Annotated in this window: 14 protein-coding genes and 1 pseudogene; 10 read left to right on the top strand and 5 right to left on the bottom strand. The window is 69.3% G+C overall.

Features of this window, described 5'->3' with window-relative positions:
* Positions 1-896: 896 nt before the first annotated feature.
* Positions 897-1400 (top strand): hypothetical protein, encoded by a 504-nt coding sequence (locus tag B0E53_RS38890; protein WP_246835146.1) that lies wholly within the window; start codon positions 897-899, stop codon positions 1398-1400.
* Positions 1401-1567: 167 nt separating this feature from the next.
* Positions 1568-1771, top strand: coding sequence for a hypothetical protein (locus B0E53_RS00985; RefSeq protein WP_146167534.1), 204 nt, complete (start codon positions 1568-1570; stop codon positions 1769-1771).
* Between the two features lie 479 nt (positions 1772-2250).
* Here B0E53_RS00985 and B0E53_RS00980 read toward each other — a convergent pair whose 3' ends face one another.
* Both B0E53_RS00980 and B0E53_RS37235 read right to left on the bottom strand, forming a co-directional pair.
* The gene (locus B0E53_RS00980; protein ID WP_168215164.1) at positions 2251-2733 is read right to left on the bottom strand and encodes an SRPBCC family protein; all 483 of its coding nucleotides are present in this window, start codon (positions 2731-2733) and stop codon (positions 2251-2253) included.
* Between the two features lie 76 nt (positions 2734-2809).
* Positions 2810-3082: a hypothetical protein gene (locus B0E53_RS37235; RefSeq protein ID WP_168215163.1), complete on the bottom strand. Its 273-nt coding sequence runs from the start codon at positions 3080-3082 to the stop codon at positions 2810-2812.
* A gap of 129 nt (positions 3083-3211) precedes the next feature.
* On the opposite strand from B0E53_RS37235, the gene B0E53_RS00975 reads away from it, so the two are divergent.
* Positions 3212-4417 (top strand): glycoside hydrolase domain-containing protein, encoded by a 1206-nt coding sequence (locus B0E53_RS00975; RefSeq protein WP_246835145.1) that lies wholly within the window; start codon positions 3212-3214, stop codon positions 4415-4417.
* Positions 4418-4425: 8 nt separating this feature from the next.
* Positions 4426-5043, top strand: a complete 618-nt coding sequence (locus B0E53_RS00970; RefSeq protein WP_107074181.1) for a hypothetical protein — start codon at positions 4426-4428, stop codon at positions 5041-5043.
* A gap of 285 nt (positions 5044-5328) precedes the next feature.
* Here B0E53_RS00970 and B0E53_RS00965 read toward each other — a convergent pair whose 3' ends face one another.
* Positions 5329-5823 carry a YfbM family protein gene (locus B0E53_RS00965; protein ID WP_246835149.1) on the bottom strand — a complete coding sequence of 165 codons (495 nt, stop codon included), beginning with the start codon at positions 5821-5823 and terminating at the stop codon, positions 5329-5331.
* A 194-nt stretch (positions 5824-6017) separates the two neighbouring features.
* Positions 6018-6887, bottom strand: a complete 870-nt coding sequence (locus B0E53_RS00960) for a DUF6745 domain-containing protein (protein ID WP_246835144.1) — start codon at positions 6885-6887, stop codon at positions 6018-6020.
* 510 nt (positions 6888-7397) lie between these two features.
* Here B0E53_RS00960 and B0E53_RS00955 point away from each other — a divergent pair.
* The 5 genes and pseudogenes from B0E53_RS00955 to B0E53_RS39980 all read left to right on the top strand — a co-directional run bounded on the left by B0E53_RS00955 (position 7398) and on the right by B0E53_RS39980 (position 12754).
* Positions 7398-7802 (top strand): YciI family protein, encoded by a 405-nt coding sequence (locus tag B0E53_RS00955; protein ID WP_246835143.1) that lies wholly within the window; start codon positions 7398-7400, stop codon positions 7800-7802.
* Positions 7802-9016 (top strand): DUF6596 domain-containing protein, encoded by a 1215-nt coding sequence (locus B0E53_RS00950; RefSeq protein ID WP_107074178.1) that lies wholly within the window; start codon positions 7802-7804, stop codon positions 9014-9016. The genes B0E53_RS00955 and B0E53_RS00950 overlap by 1 nt, the downstream gene beginning before the upstream one ends.
* Positions 9017-9117: 101 nt before the next feature.
* Positions 9118-9252 (top strand): annotated as a pseudogene (locus B0E53_RS00945) (GNAT family protein); the annotation flags it as partial.
* Positions 9253-9496: 244 nt separating this feature from the next.
* On the top strand, positions 9497-12454 hold the full coding sequence (locus B0E53_RS00940) for a M4 family metallopeptidase (RefSeq protein WP_168215162.1): 2958 nt from the start codon (positions 9497-9499) through the stop codon (positions 12452-12454).
* A 165-nt stretch (positions 12455-12619) separates the two neighbouring features.
* A complete protein-coding gene (locus B0E53_RS39980) occupies positions 12620-12754 on the top strand; it encodes a hypothetical protein (protein ID WP_281492819.1) in 135 nt (44 codons plus the stop codon).
* Between the two features lie 108 nt (positions 12755-12862).
* Here B0E53_RS39980 and B0E53_RS00935 read toward each other — a convergent pair whose 3' ends face one another.
* The gene (locus tag B0E53_RS00935; protein ID WP_246835142.1) at positions 12863-13900 is read right to left on the bottom strand and encodes a LuxR C-terminal-related transcriptional regulator; all 1038 of its coding nucleotides are present in this window, start codon (positions 13898-13900) and stop codon (positions 12863-12865) included.
* A gap of 361 nt (positions 13901-14261) precedes the next feature.
* Here B0E53_RS00935 and B0E53_RS00925 point away from each other — a divergent pair, with 361 nt between their 5' ends.
* Positions 14262-18554, top strand: a complete 4293-nt coding sequence (locus tag B0E53_RS00925) for a LamG-like jellyroll fold domain-containing protein (protein ID WP_246835148.1) — start codon at positions 14262-14264, stop codon at positions 18552-18554.
* Positions 18555-18661: the final 107 nt, after the last annotated feature.

Below are 18661 nucleotides of genomic sequence, written 5' to 3'. Positions count from 1 at the left end.
ATCCACGCACCGCAGCCAAACACCACCACGACGATCATACAAGCGACACGCCACAACAACCTAACAAAGCACTACTAGGACCCATCCGTACTCATCCATGAACGGGGCGTGTCGCTTCAGCCACATCGGCTCGTCCACTTGCCTTACCACCCAGGGAAAGGGGATCTCAGGAACGTCGGGCCACTCGACCTCGGGGCAGTCCCAACCGCTGATCCACGACCTGACCTTCTCCCTGTTGGCGATGAACCTCTCCCTGAGCGCGTCTGCGTCCTGTCGCTTCGATCGGCCAAACATCAACCTGCCTCCTCCGCGACCAGGTGCTTCGCGGCTTATCACCCTCTCCGCGCAGCGCCGCAGTCGCCGCCTGGGGCACCACCCTGACACAGCTGTACGGCATCGGCGACGTTCTCGCCGCGAATCTCCTCTCCCGAACCGGCGCCGTGAACCGGTTCCGGTCAAGCTCGGCGTCTACTTCGTTCTGCGGCGTCGCGCCGATAGAAGTCTCCTGCGGCGACGTCCAGCGGCACCGGCTCTCGCGAGCCGGCGATCCCCCGCTGAACTACGCCCTGCGCGTCATGGCCATTACCCAAACCCAGCAGCCGGGGCCCCGGCAAGGACTACTACCAGCGCAACGCGCGACCGGCAAGACCCACAGAGAAGCCATGCGCTGCCGCAAACGACGTCTATCGCACCATGATCACCGACGCGGAGACCTCTCTGTTGCCGACGGCTTGACCCAGAGAGGTGCCGTTCGTCTGACCGCCCCGACTCGTCCGGTAGGGCGCTCCGCCCTGTCCCGTCCGGAGGGCGGGACGGTCTGCGACTGCCCGACGAGGAGATCCGCCTCCGCTGGCAGCCGGGCTATATGTTCTCTCGGTCGCCCTACAAATGGCGGCATGGCAGCCGATCGGGAGGCTTCTGTGGGTGTTCTGTACGACTACTTCCGCGCTTCGGACGACGAGGCTGTCGCCAACCTGATGGAGGCCACCGATGGCGGGCCGGTGGTGCGAGCGGCAGATTCTCCGGTCGAGGACGCCGTGGACGGCAAGGGGATCGATCCGCCCGTCGTCCTCGGCAGTGTCGTCTCGTTCGCCCTCGACGTGCCACGGGACGTCGACCTGATCGGGGAACGACTGATCTGGCCGGACGGCGCTGCTGAGGACCCTGAGCACGAAGGACCCTGGGTCGTCGTACTCAACGATCGCGCCCGGGATGCGCTCGCCGAAATACCGGACGACCGCCTGCCGGGCCTGGCCGATCGGTGGTCACACATTGAGGAGCTGTCCCACTACAGCGACACGCATCCGGAGGTCATGCTGTCGCGCTTGCGGGAGTTCGTTGGGCTGGCCCGCAGAGCACGCGCGAGCGGGGAGAGCATCTACTGCTGGATCTGCCTCTAGCAGCGGTCGACGGCAACGGTTGCAGATCATGAGAGGCGGCCTGGGCAGTACGGCCATTCGTACAGCCCCGGCCGCCCACCGAGGCCGACGTCGCCCGACAACCACGGACGGGCTGACCACTGACGGAAACCAAAGGCGGGCTGGATCTCGACGGCTACGTGTGGGCGGTGAGATGGCAGGCGCTCTACCCCGGAGCGCAGCGGATTGCCGACTCGCGGCGTGCCCAGGAGTGGGCCGACCGGGTCGGGATCGACTTCCATGAGGTCCGCATTGAGATGAACGGACACAACCTCACCTTGATCTTCAATGACCTTGAGATGACGGGGCTTCCCATCGGCTACGCGCCCTATCGGGTGACCGAGGGGAGATAGCTGGATCGGGGCGGGCTGTCGGCGGGTGACTCCCTTCTCGCCGCAATACGCCGAGCTAATCGAGCAGGCACAAGCCCGGTTGCGGGATGTGGGTTCATGACAGGGCCGCGTGCCCGTTGGGACGGGAGCCGAGGGTCAACGGCGGTCACTGCTTGGACTTTGCCGCCGGCATGGCGGCGCAGGTCAAACCAGGTCACGGCGATGAGACTTCCCGCCGTGTACCCATTTCCTCAACCGTGTGCCGGCTCCGACCGACGCCGACACGTCAGTGGTGCGCATCTGGTCCGCACGCGGACGGTAGGGGAGCGGTGAAAGATGTTGAGAGACGTTTCGGCTGATAGAAGCCCATCCGCGCTGCTCGCCGTGCCGCCCGTCTCGATCTCAAGATGCCTCGGTCGGTTCGGGTCCTGCCCGCCCCACCACGCGAAACGCTCTCCTCAGGCACGGTGCCGGCGACCGAGGGTCCGCAAACGCTCTGGTCAATCGGGCTGGCGGTGGTCGCCGACGAATCTCCGTGCGAATTTGCCGGCGACCGCGTGCTCGGTGTCAGTGACTTCTCCTGTCTCCAGGAGTTGCTTGAGCCTGCGCAGGTTCGCGGCTACCTCGGCGGCGGGCGGCTTTCCGGCCAGTGTCAGTGCGATGCGGCCGAGTCTTCCGAAGGGTGTCTTCAGCACCTCGTGAACCTCGGTCCGGCCCGGGTCAGATCCAGGGGTGAACCGGACCGTCCAGTGAGTTCTCATCCCGGGCGCGGCAGTAGTCTCGTACCGGAGCAACTGGTTCGTGCGCTCCTCGGTGAGCCTTACCGTGGAGCTCAGTCTGACGCCGAGTGGTCCGCGAATTGTCCATCGGAACGTAGTTGGCCCGATTTGTCTACTGGCCATGACGTCGCCCAGGAAGCGGGGCAGGTTCTGGAAGTCGCGGTAGAAGTTGAAGACGTCCGCGACCCGGCGCTCTATGGTCACTCTCGCCTCGGCCGGGTTGTCGCGGCGGCGGGGTGGTGAGGGGCGCATCACTGCCTCCCGACGGATTTTTCCCATTTCAGCCCTGCTGCGATCCAGGCCGTTTGCCCGAGCGCCCGTCCACTAAACCTGGCGAGACAGTGGGCGCGGTGGGCGTATGCCTGCGGCGCGGACAAATGCCTGAAGCCTCGATCGCGTTCGTCAGGGTCTGACGGCTGGCCCGCTCGATCGGCACGCCGCGCAATCTCTCACGCAGCGGTGCGACGTGCGCTGCGCCGGGAGTCGAGAGCCAGCAGCGGTCAAGGCGCACAACACGCTGCCGCAGGACGAGATCAACACGAATCTCGTCCACCTCTACAACGGCGCCCTCTGGTGCAAGGGCTACTGGACATCGAGGAACCTGGGCGCTTGAACGCAGGACTCGGAGACCGCGCTGCGGCAGCTCTACACCGACGCCGGACTGTCGTGGTCGGACACGGCGATGCGCAGCAAGATGTGGCCGCACATCTGCAAGGCGCTAATGCGAATGGACCAGTTCAAGCGCGTGCCCGGCGGTGACGTCGAGATCCAGCAGATCCAGCAGCGGCTGAACGCCCGATACGTCGCCGAGGTCGGCATCCCGGCGATGGGGCTGGTGCCCTGCGACGGCTACTACTCCCGGGACGTCCAGCAGGGCTTCATGATGGCCCTCCAGTACGAGCTCGGCATCGCGCTCGGCTCGATCACCGGATACTTCGGCCCCGCGACTCAGTCCGCCCTGCGCGGGAGGGGATCCGGCACGCTCACCGGCGACCTGCGCTACCTGTTCCGCTCGGCCTGCTACTTCAACTCGCCGACCATGGAACCCGACGGGTCGGGCGGGCAGCAGCCGTACGCGTACAAGGCGTCGGACATCGGCACCGACTTCCCGACCGGCACCCACCAGAGTTGGGTGCAGGCGTTCCAGCGTTTCTCGCAGATCCCGGTGACCGGCACGAACGACTACACCACCTGGGCGCAGCTGCTCGTCTCGTCCGGCGACACCGACCGGCCGGCCACCGGTTCAGACTGCATCACCGAGATCACCGCAGCGCGGGGGCAGCAGCTGTACGCGGCCGGCTACCGGATCGTCGGCCGCTACCTCGACGAGCACCTGCCGCCGACCGATCCGTCCCACCTCGGCAAGGCTCTCAAGCCGACCGAGCCGCAGACGATCCTCAACGCCGGCCTGCGGCTGTTCCCGCTGTTCCAGTACAACGGGACCCAGCTGGGCAACTTCACCTACGAGAAGGGCTTCGACCAGGGAACCAAGGCGCACCTGAAGGCGATCGGGTATCGGCTGCCTGGCGGGACGTGCATCTACTTCGCGGTCGACTACGACGCGCTGAACGTCGACATCGACAGCAACATCAAGCCGTACTTCCGCGGTGTGAAGGACGCGCTCGCCGAGGCCGGTAACTACTACTCGTTCGGCGCCTACGGGTCCCGCAACGTGTGTATCCGAATCTCGCGCGAGGTTGGCGCGCGCTGGTCGATGGTCTCCGCAATGTCCTGGGGATACTCCGGCAACCTCGGGTTCCCGCTGCCCGACAACTGGTCGTTCAACCAGATCCGCGAGTACAACTTCCAGCCCGGTTGGGGCCTGGACCACGACGTCTGGCGGGACAACGCCGACCCCGGCGTCTCCTTCCTCGAACCCGGTCAGTGAGGATCACGATGGTCACCCGACGCAGTCTTCTCGGCGCCGCGGCGCTGGCGCTCGTCCCCGTTCCCCCGTCCCGTTCCACCCCCGTCGCCGTCTGGACCTTCAACGCCGGTGCGATCACCACGTACCGGATCGAGGGCTCGAGGGCGTCGGTTGCCCTTCGCGAGGGCGACGCGGGCGCGGTCCTGCTGCACGTCGCTCGCCGCTGGCACTACGAGATCGCTGCGCTCGACACCGGCGAGGGGGGCGGCGTCGAAGGCTACCGGTCCGGGCGTACCGCGAAGGCCGCGTACGAATCCCACTACCTTTCCGGTACGGCGGTGGCACTGCACCCGCGCGCCTACCCAATTGGCGGCAGCGAGTCGTTGTGGCCGCACCAGGAGGCGATCGTCCGCGACATCCTGCTCGACTGCGAGGGCACGATCGCGTGGGGCGGCGACCTCAAGCCCGCGTCGGCCGGGCACTTCCACGTCGCGGCCGCTCCGGGCGACAAGACGCTGGCCCGGGTCGCCGCACGACTATCCCCGACGGCGCAGGCCAAGTCCCGAACCCAGCGGGCCGGCGCGGTCTCCGATCCGGCCATCCCGTCCCGCCGCCGGCGTGCACTGCTCCTGCCTCGCGCGCGGTGACGCAACGGCAGCCAGAGCAAGGCTCAGCGTCAGCTGGCCGCGAGGCCGGCACACAGCCCCAGCTCGACCCGCGACCCCGGTTCTTGTCCGGTGTCCGGATCCGCCGCGGCCGTCGTGCGGATGCCCGGTGCACCGGCCGTTGCGGGACAGCACCGAGGGGTCACTGCCGCGTGGGGTTCCGGTGACGATTGTGCTGACCGAGGATGGGCTGCCGCAGGTGCGGTCAGCACGCATGCTGTGAGACGCGGGCCGCTGTCGGCGATCGAGGGCAGCCGGGCGTCGACGTCAGGTGATGACCAGCAGTACGGCTTGGTCGTTCGCGGCTGCGGCGTGGTAGAAGCGGCGAAGTTCGGTGTAGTGCGACATGAGGTAGTCGAGCTCGTCGGTGCCGTTGGTCCAGATGTCCGGGTAGATCTCGGCCGCGCTCATGGCGTCCGGGTCGAAGCGGGCGCGCAGCACCTCCACGTCCAGCGCGTCGAGCGCGGTGGCCACAGCGCGGACCGTGTCCTGGTCGAGCAGCCGAGGGGGGCCGTATCCGCCATCCTGGCCGATCTCGGCACCGCCGAGGATCGCCGCGCCGGCGCCCTCACCGATCTGCCAGTCAGTGCCGGTGAGTAGGTAGTGGATGCCGTGCCACGCCTTGTCCAGGTCCAGCTCCGGCTCGGGCATCTCGGCCTCATCGTCGTTGAGGTCGCCGTAGAGCAGCGCGTCGACCGCTGTCGGGTCGGCGCGTAACGCCGCCAGTTCCTCGGCCGACACCCTGCGCCCGATCAACACCATGCCCACGCAGCGGTCCTCTTTCCATCAGCGGTGTAGTGTCCCGCGCTCACAGCTTTCGTGACGCGGACCGTACCGCAACCGACTCTCTGCCGGGGTATGGCTGTCCTGCTGGAATTCGTCTCGATCTCTGCAGGGTGTGGAGCGGGCCGGCCGGGACTGGCGGGGTGCCTGTCCCGGCCGGCTATCGACTCAGGTCACCTGCTCAGGAGTGGCTGCCAGCCGTCGCGGTAGCGCAGGCCGCGAGGTTGCAGTCGGATCTGGTCGTGCACTGTTCCAGGGATCGGCTCGGTTCGTACTGCTTGGGGCCGGTCCACCACGACGCAGACGTCCTCGCCCGGCCACCACCAGCCGCAGGAGCGGGCCAGGCCGGCCCAGGCGTTGAGGTGTTCGGCCTCGTCTGGCCCGTACCGGGCAAGGCCGAGTCGGTGCAGCACGTCGTAGTAGGCGATCCATGACGCGTCCTGCTGCCCGTACCAGCACACGGGTACCGGAGCGTCGCCCGCGAGTGCCGCACGCACGGGTAGGTAGTACCCGTGCGCGAGGCTCCGGTGCAATGCCGTGCGTACGCCTTGGTGCAGCACGACAGCGAGCGGAACGCCGCTGTCGAGCGCCTGCAGCGGCGCCAGTTCGGGCCATGGTTCCTTGGTCTTGCTCGTGCGCACCGGTGACAGTTCAGGATCGGTGTGGGTGACGCCCGCGCTCAGCGCGCCGCGTAGCTGGGAGGTCATCATGGCGAGATCACTGGCCAGCGGTGGTGTCCCGCGCGGCCGGGGATCCCGGATGCGCTCGTAGAGTTGATCGAGGGTGGGCCAGCCGGTGATCAGGGGGCGCGCCTTGTCTGGCGAGTCGACCCATTCGAACCGGGGTCGCGGCCGCGATGCCCTGGCGTAAATGGCGGTCAGGCAGCGCTCGGCGGTCCACTTGTCCGCCGGCTGCGTGGACAGGGCATGGTCGAGCCACTCCTGGCGGATCCGGATGGCCTGCTGCCACAGGTCGTGCGGGTCGCCGCTGCGAACGGCCTGTGGAGGATTCGCGGCGTCGTTGCGCCGCGCGGGGGCGCTCACCGCGCCAGGGCGTCGCCACCCTTCCGGTACGAGATCATGGAACGACTATGGCCCACAGCGCGGCACCGGCGCAAGGCGGTTCTCCACGTGCAGCGCCCCATGTCGGAGAACCACCGAGCTTCACGGGGCAGGGTCTGGTCAAGGTGGGTTCTGCGGGTGGCATCAGGGCGGTGACAGCCAACTGGTCACGGCGACGAAGCGGCGTTCGTCGGTACGCCACTGGCCGGCATGCCGATCGGGCACGGCCCGTCGGGCACTGTCCTCCCCAGATCCGTGTGAGCGTCGCCCCCTTCTCAAAGCAGCGACAATACCTTTCTGATCAGCACGGCGTCCGCGTCAGCCATCGCTCAGGGCCGGTCTGACGGGCGAAACGCGGGTCGGAGGCATCGGCTGCGTCTCGGTGAGAGATTTCTCCGGGGCCGTGTCGATCCGCGGGCCGCTCGTTCGACGTGTGGGTGCGAGGGCCGAGAGGCGGCCCCGCCGGATGAGGAGAACACGATGCCGCAGTACATGCTGATCATGCGGGGCACCGATGAGACGAACGCGGCCATGATGGCCAACGTCGACGAGATGATGGCCGCGACCCGCCTGTTCATCGAGGAGACGGCCAAGGCCGGCGTTTACGTCGCGGCCGAAGGGCTGGACGATCCGCGCCAGGGCGTCGTGGTGCACTTCAGCGACGAGGCCCCGGTGGTCACGGACGGGCCGTACGGAGAGACCAAGGAATTGTTCGGGGGCTTCTTCCTGCTCGATGTCGCCTCGAAGCAGGAGGCGGTCGAGTGGGCCAAGCGGGTCCCGGCGGTTCCCGGATCCAAGATTGAGATCCGGCGGGTGCCCGGGGAGGACGAGGTCCCGCAGGACAACGGGAAGGTCGTCAACGAAGGGGCCTTGCGCGAGAGCAACGGCCAGATCTGATGGATACGGCCGACGTCGAGGCCGTCTGGCGGATCGAGTCGGCGCGGATCGTCGCCGCGCTGACCCGGTTCACCGGCGATTTCGGGCTGGCCGAGGACGCGGCCCAGGAGGCGGTGGCCGAGGCGCTGGTGTCGTGGCCGCTCGCCCCTCCGGCCAATCCGGCCGGCTGGCTGATGGCCACGGCCCGGCGGCGGGCGATCGACGCGATCCGCCGCCGGACCGCCCTGCAGGACCGATACGCCCTGCTGGCAGTCGACCCGGCGGTCGACGAAGAAGTCGACCCCGACAAGATCGACGACGACGTCCTGGCGCTGATGTTCGTCAGCTGCCACCCGGTGCTATCCCGCGAGGCCCGGGTGGCGCTGACCCTGCGCGTGGTAGGCGGCCTGTCCAGCGAGCAGATCGCCCGCGCGTTCCTTGTTCCTGTGCCGACCGTGCAGGCCCGCATCACCCGGGCCAAGAAGACGATCGCGGCGGCCGGGGTGCCGTTCGAACTGCCGGCGGCCGGCGAGCGCCGGGACCGGCTGGGCGGCGTGCTCAGCGTCCTCTACGTGATCTTCACCGAGGGGTCCACGGCCACGTCGGGCGACCGGCTGCTGCGCCCCGACATCGCGTACGAGGCGATCCGGCTGGCCCGCACGCTGGCCGCGCTGCAGCCGGACGAGCCCGAGGTGCACGGCCTGCTCGCGTTGTGCGAGCTGACGGCCGCGCGCTTCCCGGCCCGGACTGGTCCGGACGGCTCACCGGTCCTGCTCGAGGACCAGGACCGGCGGCGGTGGGACTTCTCGGCTATCCGCCGTGGGCTGGCCGCGCTGGCCAAGGCATCGACTCGCGGCCTCGGCCCCTACGGCCTGCAGGCCGCGATCGCCGCCGCCCACGCGTCGGCGCCCTCCGTCGAGGCGACCGACTGGGACCGGATCGTGGTGCTCTACGAGGCGCTCGGCCGGGTCGCGCCCTCGCCGGTGGTCGAGCTCAACCGGGCCGTCGCCGTGGCCATGGCCTCGGGTCCGGCGCAGGCCCTGGCCATCGTGGACGAACTGATCGCCTCGGACCGGCTCCCCGGTTCGCATCTGGTTCCGACCGTACGCGGTGAGCTGCTGGCCCGGCTCGGCCGGCGACCGGAAGCGCGCGCCGAGCTGGAGCTGGCGGCCCGGCTGTGCGCCAACCAGCGCGAACGCTCAGTGCTGCTGCGCAAGGCGGCCGCGCTGGGCTGACCGCCTGGGACGATGGACGGGTGAAGATCACCCGACTCGTTACCCCGGAGGACGCACCGGCCCTGGCCGAGGTGCTCCGCTGCGGAGACCCTGCTGCACAAGTCAGATCGCAGCGGGTGCTGGAGCGCAACGGGTTCGTGCAGTTCGGCATGGCGCCGGAGTACCTCAACATCGCCGGCCGGTGGCAGGACCACGCCATGTACCAGGTGGTGAAGCGCTCGTCGGCAACCGGCTGAACCTCGATCCTGGACCGACGAAGCCCGTGCCGGCCGCCTTGCGGATGACACTGCGCCCACCATCGGCCCCCGACCAGGTATGCCGTTCGGATCGGCTCTCCCTCGGCGGGCTTCTGACTTGTGCAGATGCGCAAAGTCGTCCTTGTGTCGGTGGCGACACCGCGGTGAGGGTGAGCGAAACCCGTGCCGCAAGGAGCCGGCCGCGGGTTGGACCGGACCGGTCCTCACCTTGCAGGAGCAACAGATGCGCAGACTCAAGGCACCACCCGCCCTCGCCATCCTGGCGGCGGCCGCCCTCCTCGGAACCACCGCCCAGGCCGCGAACGCGGCGACCCCGTCGCCGACGGGCGCGACGACGGCCGCGGAGGCGTCCCTCCCGGCCACCGTGGCGCCCGCTACGGACACCCCCGCGCTCGTGGACGACCTGGCTGACCCGGTCGACGCCACGATCGCACCGGACAAGGCCGCCAAGGCCCACCTCACGGGCCACAAGGACCGCTACAAGATCGCTGACCCGGCCGGCACGCTCACCACTGAGGGCGTCGACACGCAGGGCGCGCGGGAGACGGTCCGGTTGAACCAGAAGTACAAGGGCCTGCCGGTGTTCGGCGCCCAGTACGTGGTGCGCATGGAGAAGAAGGCCGGCAAGCGCGCGGTGACCGGCACGTCGGGCAGCTACTTCACGGACCTCGACGTCGACACGTCGGGCACCCCGATGCCCACGGACGTCGCGATCTCCCGAGCGGTCGAGGACGTGCGCAAGAGCCTGCACCCCGGTGCGGCCGTCGTGGCCGGCGCCCCGCGGCCCGGCACGACGCCCGACGCCGCCCACGCCGACCTCAGCGGCACCGACCAGGGGCTCGTGGTCATGCCGACCGGCACCGGCGTGCTCGCGCGGCGCGTGCTCGTCAGGGGCAAGGACGCCGGCACGGGCCAGCCCGTGCTCCGCGACGTGTATGTGGGCGCCACGAACGGGGTGACGCTGCTCAGCGTCAGCCGGATCAAGCCGTTCGCCACCGCGCAGCAGGCCGCCGCCCTGGCCGCCGGCGGGAGCGCCGTCGCGCCGCAGGCCGTGTCGGAGCCGCCCCCGTCGGGCAACGGCACGACGCCGGTCGTCGGCGAGGGCAAGAGCCTGCACGGCGCCACGGTGCCGGTCCCGCTCGTCCGGATCGACGGCGCCAACCGCTACCTCATGATCGACCAGACCCACACCCTCCCGGACGGCCGGACGGTGCCGATCACCACCTGGGACGCTCGGGGCCGGGACTACTACGAGCTGCTCGACGGGCAGATGCCCGAGGGCGTGGCGCCGTTCGCGTCGCCGTCGAGCACGCTCGGCGCGGACCTGACCGCCGCCGGCGCCGTGGACGCGGCCTGGGACGCCGCGAAGGTGTTCGAGTGGTTGCAGACGAAGCTCGGGCGCAACAGCCTGGACGACGACGGCATGCCGATCAACTCGATCGTCGGCATCACCTACGGCGGCTACCCGTGGGTCAACGCGTACTGGGACGGCACCCGCATGGTGTACGGCAGCGGCGACGACGAGTACCTGCCGCTGGCCGCCGACCCTGACGTCGTGGGCCACGAGATGACGCACGGTGTGGTGGAGAACACCGCCAACCTCGTCTACGCGGGCCAGCCGGGCGCGCTCAACGAGGCCATCGCCGACTACTTCGGCAACGCCATCGACGTCGACGAGTCGGGCACGTCGATGTCCGACCCGGAGGCGAGCCTGATCGGCGGCGACCTCTGCCGCACCCTGGCTCCCACCAGATGCGCCCTGCGCAACCTCGACGACGGCGCCACCACGGCGGACTTCCAGCACCTCATGGACACGCCCCAGATGGACGACGGCGGCGTGCACCTCAACTCGACGATCGTGTCCGGGGCGCTGTGGGACCTGCGTCAGGCGTTCGGCGGCGCGGTCGCCGACAAGATCGTCTACCGCGCGCTCACCGACTACCTCACGCCCATGTCCGATTTCGTCGACGCCCGCGACGCGGTGCTCGCCTCCGCCAAGTCCTTCGGCCTGAGCAACAAGGACCTCAAGGTGGTGCGGGCGGCGTTCGACTCGCGCGGGATCACCGTGAAGTGGAAGGCGAACCTGTACGGCAAGAACACCGACCTCCTGGTCGACCGGCTCAACACCGGGATGTACGTCGACATGAAGGCGAGCATGGCCGGCGGCTGGTTCACCGTGCCGCGGTCGGACGCCAACCACACCCAGCCGACGTCGATCTGGGTGGGCCGCACCGACGGCAAGGTCGTGCCGTACCAGATCTCCCCGAACGACGGGAACCTCCACAGCTTCCCGCACACCGATGGCAGGCGGGTCGTGTGGCTGTCGGTCGGGGATGACCCCGACTCGCCGACGTGGGAGGTCAACCGCATCCTGTCGGCGCCCGTCGGCGGCGGCAACGTCGAGGAGCTCTACAGCTCTCCGTACCGGATCGACGGCCTGGGCTTCGACGGCGACGTCGTCGCGTGGAGCCAGTACGAGCCGGCGCTGGGGTACCTCGACGTCGTGCGCTACCTGCAGGGCAGCTCGCGGACCGTGCACACCCTCGCGCACCCCGACTGGGTCGGGAACGCGACGGCGCCGAGCGTGAAGAACGGGAAGATCTCCTACGTCCGGTACGAGGACTACGCGCAGCCCAACCCCGACGGCACCTGGTGGTCACTGGGCGTCGAGGTGTACGACGTGGCGACGGGCAAAACGACCTTCGCCGGCGGTGACCCTGGCGCCGAGACGATGAGCTACCCGCAGCTGTCCGGCACCGGCGTCGCCTGGGTGATCAACCGCGACTACGGCCACAACGTCAACGGCGAGTGGAGCAAGGGAACGTTCAACGACTCCGTGCGGCTCTTCGACTTCGCCACTGGCACCAGCCACCTGCTCTTCGAGGAGAACTCCCCGCAGGCGATCCGCGCCGACGTCGTCACCCTGTCCGACACGACCCTCACGGTCACGGAGGAGGCCCCCGTGGACCTCTGGTTCGCCAACGGCGGCTACCCGGACAACTCGCTCAACCCGAAGCTCAAGCAGTACACGTTCAACGGGACGTACGTCGGTCCGGCGTCGTGCAGTCCGGGCGCGCAGATGTTCGCGACGGCGGGCGCGGGGCGCGAGGTGATCTTCATGGACTCGTCGGCGGGCGGTTTCGGCCTGGCGTACGCGACGGGAGCCAAGTCCTGCAAGTGAGCCCCTGCTAGCGAAGCACGATGCACGACAGCGCGCCGGGACCTCCCACAAGGAGGCCCCGGCGCGCCTCGCTGATCGGGTCGTCCACATAGGGCCCTGAGCAAGGCCACGGCGAAGGGCACCCGCAAGGTGGGCGCCCACGGCCCCTCCCGCCAGGTCGCCAGGATGATGGGCGGCGGGCCGACGCTGGCCTGGGAGACGGTCGTCACCGGCGTGCAGCAGGACGGTTCCCCCAACGACCGTCACGTCGTGACCGACGCCGCGAGCGACGCCACCCTGGATGCGGCTCAACGGTCGTAACCGGCGTCCGCCCCGGTAGAGGGCGTAACGGCCACCGCTTGGTCACCAAAGGTCGTGACCCTTGGAGACCATGCGGTGGCCGTGAGCCTTGACGTGGGGCTGCGCAATTCAACGAGCCTCGGTCGAGGCTCGGGCCGACATGGCCGAGAATGAAGGAGGGGCGGTCCTCACCGACTCCTTAAGCCACCCCCGCTCCGCCGTCAGCAGCGCGATCTGGAACCGAGTCCGGGCGCCGAGCAGGGAACCCGCATCGCTGACATGTTTCTGCACGGTACGGCGGCTCACCTTGAGCACGCGGGCGATCGCCTCGTCCTTCATTCCGGTTGCCATCATGTGCAGGATTTCCCGTGTTCGCCGGTCCGGCCCCACGGTTGTCAGACTGCCCTTCGCGGCCGGCCCATCGTGTCGGCTCGCCAGCGACACCGGTTCGGCACGCTCCCACACGCTCTCGAACAGCGCCACCAGCGCCACCACCAGCGCGGGCGAGTGCACCACCAATGAACCCGCCGCCGGGCGGTCCCCCCGCACCGGCAGCAGAGCCGCCGCCCGGTCGAACACCACCAACTTCACCGGCAGCCGTGACGCCAGCCGCAGTTCCCCGCCCTGACCCGTCCCACGCAGCGCCGTCTTGAGCGACACCGCGTCGGTAAAGCCCTCCGTCTCGTACACCGACCGCATCCGCACCCCGGGCGCCACTCCCGACTCCCCGACGGACGCCTGCTTGGCCGTCACATACGGCGGCTTGGCCAGATGCAGTACCTCGACCGAACTCCCCTTCAGCAGCTGACCGTAGCGCGCCGGCACCTCATCCTCGCGCTCCAGCACCTCCACCAGGTGCGCAGCGCGCGGCCCGGACACCGCCTCGTACACCTCGTGAAGCCGCTCCACGAGGCCCTCGACGCGGGCCAGTTCGGCCCGCCGCCGGGCCAGCAGGGCGCTGAGCGATGAGCGCGGGGGGCCGGCCGCCCATCGCGCTGCCGTGCCGTCGATCTGCAGCACCAGTGCGGAGTCCGCAAGGTGCCGCAGTGCTCGTTCCGCCTCCGCCGGGGACACCCCGACCGCCGCCGCCACCTCGGTGACGTCCGCCGACGGCACGGCCACCAGGTGCTCCAACACCCGCCCGGCCAGTGGATCCAGGCCGGTCACCGCCCACGGGCTGCCTGCAGTTCCGTCCATACCTTCTGACACTCCTGTGGTTTGAGCTTGGTCCGCTGTGGCGGACACCATCGGTGTGGTGGTGAGGCCGCCAGGGCGGCCTTGTGGTCGGCGGGACTGCGGTGGCCCAGGCTGCTGTGCAGCCGGTGCAAGTTGTACCAGCCGTAATGGCAACCGAGGACCCCCGTACCAGCCGATGGCCGTCGAGCCGGGGAATCGAGATCGGCGCCTCGTTGAGGATCCTGACCGCTGCTGAGACCTGTAGAACGTGTTGACATCGACGAGGACGATGCCCCAAAGTTACTGGACTAGTCCAGTATTCCGGGCAGTACTCCACGCGAAGGTGGATCAAATGGGCATAAGATCGAGATCGGCGCTATCGCTGCTGACGGTGGTGACGCTGACGACCGGCCTGCTGGTGCAGGCATCCGCCGACGTCCAGGCGGCCGGCATCCAGGCAGTCGGCCAACAGACGTCCAGCGCAACGACGGCTAGCCACCAGCGCGGCTCCCGCGATGACCTGACCTTGCCCGATGGCTACGCCGATCGAGTGAATCACGCGCTGAACCAGGGTTCCGACCAGTGGGGCGAGAAGTTGCTCGGCCTGCCGGACGGCCCGACACTGGACAATGTCAAGCCGCTGCTGCTGCCGGCCAACCACGCCGGTACGACGGACGCGGCCTCGCCCTGGTACTACCTGCCCTTCACCTACCCGGCGCCGGACCCGACCCGGTGGGCCGAGGAGCGGAACTTCTCGCTGCACGTCGCGGACGGCAGCGAGCTGATGTCGCAGTGGTCAGACTCGCGGGCGACCCAGCGCGTCCGCTTCTTCGTCGGCGCGGACGGCGCCGAGCGCTACGGCCAGGCCGAGGCCAGGTCGGACGAGCCACGCCTGACCGGCGGATACCTGCCGATCCTCGCCAACTCCTACCGTGACGCCGCCGGGGTCCGCTACGAGCGCGAGTCGTTCGTCACCGCGCTCACCCCGGGCGGACCGGCCGTCAGCATGCTGCGGTTCGTCGTCAACGGGCCGGCGAACGCGCACCCGCGGCTCCGGCTCAACCTGAGCCGCGACAAGGTGGCGGACGTCGTCGCCAAGCCCGGGCTGCTCACCGTCGGTGGGAAGACCGTGGTCTCGTACAGCGGCGCGGCGACCTGGTCTGCGCCCGACCTGACCTTCACGCCTGACCTGAGCCGCGGAAAGGCCGAGTTCTACCTGGTCGTGCCGAACGAGCCGGCCGAGCTCGCCGCCGTACGCCCGTCCGCCAAGCTGTACGACTCCGCGAAGTCCCGCACCAGCAACTACTGGACGGCGCAGCTCAACGCCGGCGCCAAGGTCAAGATCCCGGAGAAGTACGCCGCGGACGCCATGCGCAGCACGCTGCTGAACAACCTGGTGATGGGCTTCAACCTGACCGTCGGCAACGGCTACGAGTCGCTGGACAAGTCCTTCGCCTGGGTGCCGGAGATCGCGGCGACGGTCACCTCGCTCGGCGACTTCGGCTACCAGGACAAGGCGCGCGCGAACCTCACCGAGATGCTGCGCCGCGGCCAGGGCAGCTTCTTCGTGTCCTGGGAGCGTGGGATCAAGCTGCAGACGGTGGCGACGTACTACCTGCAGACCAACGACGCGTCGTTGCTGCAGGAGAACCTGCCGACGTTCCGCGACTGGCTCGCCGACTTCAAGCGGCAACGCGTCGCGGACCCGAACGGTCTGCTGGCCAAGACCCGCTACGCCTCCGACATCCCGGAGCCGGTTTACGGCCTGCACCACCAGTCCGAGGTCTGGCGCGGGCTACGCGACATCGGTGTCGCGTTGCGGCTGACGGGCCGTGGCGACGAGGCGACGCCGTTCCTCGACGAGGCGGCCGGCCTGCGCTCGTCGCTGCTGAGGGCGGTGGAGAAGTCGAAGACGGTGTTGCCGGACGGCTCGGTGTTCGTGCCGATCGCCCTGCTGGACCCCGCCTCGTCGAAGCCGTACGACAAGGTGACCACCGACTTCCTCGGCAGCTACTGGAACCTGATCATGCCGTACGCACTCGCGACCGGGCTGTTCGAGCCGGGCAGTGCGACGGCGACCGGGCTGCGGGACTACCTCTACAAGCACGGGTCGCTGTTCCTCGGCCTCACCAGGTTCAACCTGTCGAGCGCCGATCCCGGTGTCTGCCAGAACCTCCGGCCCAACCAGTGGCCGGCGGTGCCCGGGTACAAGTCCAGCGGCATCGACCAGCAGTACGGCTACTCGCTGATGCGATTCCTGGCCGACAATGCCGAGTCCGATCGCCTCGACCTGAGCTTCTACGGAATGCTCGCGCACGACCTCACGCCGAACACCTTCGTCGGCGGCGAGGGTGCCACGATTTCGCCGTGCCCGCAGTTCGGTGAGTACTACCGGTCGCAGTACTGGCCGCCGTTGTCGCCGAACAACGCCACCTATCTGGAGGCGATGCGCGGTCTGCTGGTCAGCGAGGACCTGAACGCCGACGGCGTGCCGACCCGGCTGCACCTGGCACCGGCCACGCCCCGGCCCTGGCTCGCGGACGGGGAGCGGATCGAGGTCTCCGACCTGCCGACCTCCTTCGGCAACGTCGGCTTCACCTCCACGTCGGAGCTGGCGGACGGTCGACTGACCGTGCGGGTCGACCCACCGCAGGCGGTCGCCGGACGGGCACCGCTGACGGACGTGGTGCTGCACCTGCGCGCGCCGCGCGGGCACCAGCTGACCGCGGTCACCGTCGACGGCCGCGCGGTGACGCACGACGCCGCGCGTGAGCTGGTCGACCTCGGCCGGCCGACGGCGGCGGTCACGGTCCGGGCGACGTACAAGACGACGAAGGTGGCCGACGCGCCGAGCGCGGAGGCCATCAAGGTGGCGACCCCGCGTCCGTTGCTGGAGCCCGGTGAGACGTCTGCGCTGGACCTGGAGGTCGAGGCGCTCGGGCAGGGCAGGGTCAGCGGCACCGTCGAGGTCGGCGTTCCGGCCGGGTGGACGGTCCGCGACTCGAAGCTGCCGTTCAGCGTGAGCAGCAACCAGAAGCTGACCTGGTCCGACCTCGCGACCTCGGTTCAGGTACCCGCTGACGCGGCGCCGGGGAACTACCGGATCGACGTGGTCGCCCGACCATCCGGCGGAACGGCGCGATCCACCTCGCTGTCGGTCCGGGTCGCCCGGCCGGACGCGGCGGACTACGCCGCGCTGGTGAAGCGGGACGCGCCGGTGGGCTACTGGCGGTTCGACGACGCCGCGGACCAGCCGGTGGCCGATGCCTCCGGCAACGGAAACAACGGCGCCTACCGTGGCCGCGTCGTCCGGTCCCAGCAGGGGGCGATCGCCGACTCCGCCGACGCCGCGGCCCGCCTGGACGACGGCTACGTCGAGATCCCGGACAGCGCCTCGCTCAGCCTCACCGGCGCCTACACGCTGGAGGCCTGGGTCAAGGACGCCGCGGGTGGGCCGCAGGGCATCGTCGAGAAGTACGACGGCGGCGACTGCCTGCCGTCGCGCAACGGCTACGCCTTGCGCCTGATCAACGGCAACAAGCTGCAGGCGCTCACGATCGCCGACCAGGCGCAGCCCGGCGAGGCCAGCCCTCGCAGTGTCGAGCAGGTGCAATGGCATCACGTGGCGGCGGCGTATGACGGAACGACGCTGCGGACCTATCTCGACGGGCAGTTGCAGACGTCCACCCCGGTGGCCAAGGCGCCGACCAACGGCGTGGGCAGCCTCAAGCTGGGAGCGCGTGGAGACGACGCGGCGGACCGCTTCGTCGGCGGCCTGGACGAGGTCGCGATCTACAACAAGGCCCTGACCCCGGCCCAGATCGACTCCCACTACATCAAGGGTGTGCTCGGCAACCCCGGACAGTCGCCCAGCGCGCAGCAGCCCGGTCCGGTACGTAGCAGTGCGTCGGCGGCTCCGGCGAGCCCCGCCCCGGCGCAGCCGGCGGCGACTCAGCAACTGGCGGTCACCAGCGAGACGGCCTATGCGGCGCAGGTGCTGGCCAACAAGCCGGTCGGCTATTGGCGGCTGGGGGAGCGATCCGGCACGAGCGCCGAGGACTCCTCCGGCTCCGGCAACCGCGGTACCTACACCGACGCCGTGACACTGGGCCGCCCAGGCGCGCTGACGGGCGATCCGGACACCGGCGCCGAGCTGACCGGTGGCTACATCGCCGTACCGGATTCGGCCTCGTTGAGCGTCAGCGGCTCGTTCACCCTGGAGGCATGGGTGAAGCTCAATGACGTCTGCGGGCAGTACAGCGTGGCCGAGAAGTACGACGCACCCGCCTACAACGGCTACCTGTTGCGCGTCCTGCCCGGCGGCAGGATCAGCGCCCTCACGTTGGGCGGAGCCGGGCAGTTGGCGTCGGTCGAAGGGCAGACGGTGGTCTCGCCGGACGAGTGGCATCACCTGGCCGCGGTCTACGACGGGTCCACCATCTCGGTCTACGTCGACGGACGGCTCGACGGCTCGGCCGCCACGAAGGTGAGCCCGACCGACGGGGCGGGAAGCCTCAAGCTCGGGGCCCGCGGTGACGACGCCGGTACCAGGCTCGCCGGGCTGCTCGACGAGGTTGCCGTGTACGACCATGCCCTCACCGCCGACGAGATCGCACAACACCACTCGATCGGCACGACCGGCTGACACCCGACTTGCCTGGCAGCCACCAAGAACCTCGCCGCAATGCCTTCACATCGCGGCCGGCGACTGCCTGGTCCATGCGTTCCTGGTCGAGCGCGCGCTCGACGACA

Source organism: Micromonospora sp. MH33 (genome assembly GCF_003013775.1).
In the GTDB taxonomy this organism is placed as follows: Bacteria; Actinomycetota; Actinomycetes; order Mycobacteriales; family Micromonosporaceae; genus Micromonospora; species Micromonospora fulviviridis.
Note: the sequence above shows the minus strand (reverse complement) of the source record. Positions and strands in the feature narration are given on the sequence as shown.

Excerpts from the sequence above, each read along its gene's own strand:
- B0E53_RS38890 (WP_246835146.1), top strand. The coding sequence starts at position 897 with ATGGCAGCCGATCGGGAGGCTTCTGTGGGTGTTCTGTACGACTACTTC.
- B0E53_RS00975 (WP_246835145.1), top strand. The coding sequence starts at position 3,212 with ATGCGCAGCAAGATGTGGCCGCACATCTGCAAGGCGCTAATGCGAATG.
- B0E53_RS00970 (WP_107074181.1), top strand. The coding sequence starts at position 4,426 with ATGGTCACCCGACGCAGTCTTCTCGGCGCCGCGGCGCTGGCGCTCGTC.
- B0E53_RS00965 (WP_246835149.1), bottom strand. The coding sequence starts at position 5,823 with ATGGTGTTGATCGGGCGCAGGGTGTCGGCCGAGGAACTGGCGGCGTTA.
- B0E53_RS00955 (WP_246835143.1), top strand. The coding sequence starts at position 7,398 with ATGCTGATCATGCGGGGCACCGATGAGACGAACGCGGCCATGATGGCC.
- B0E53_RS00950 (WP_107074178.1), top strand. The coding sequence starts at position 7,802 with ATGGATACGGCCGACGTCGAGGCCGTCTGGCGGATCGAGTCGGCGCGG.
- B0E53_RS00940 (WP_168215162.1), top strand. The coding sequence starts at position 9,497 with ATGCGCAGACTCAAGGCACCACCCGCCCTCGCCATCCTGGCGGCGGCC.
- B0E53_RS39980 (WP_281492819.1), top strand. The coding sequence starts at position 12,620 with ATGATGGGCGGCGGGCCGACGCTGGCCTGGGAGACGGTCGTCACCGGC.
- B0E53_RS00925 (WP_246835148.1), top strand. The coding sequence starts at position 14,262 with ATGGGCATAAGATCGAGATCGGCGCTATCGCTGCTGACGGTGGTGACG.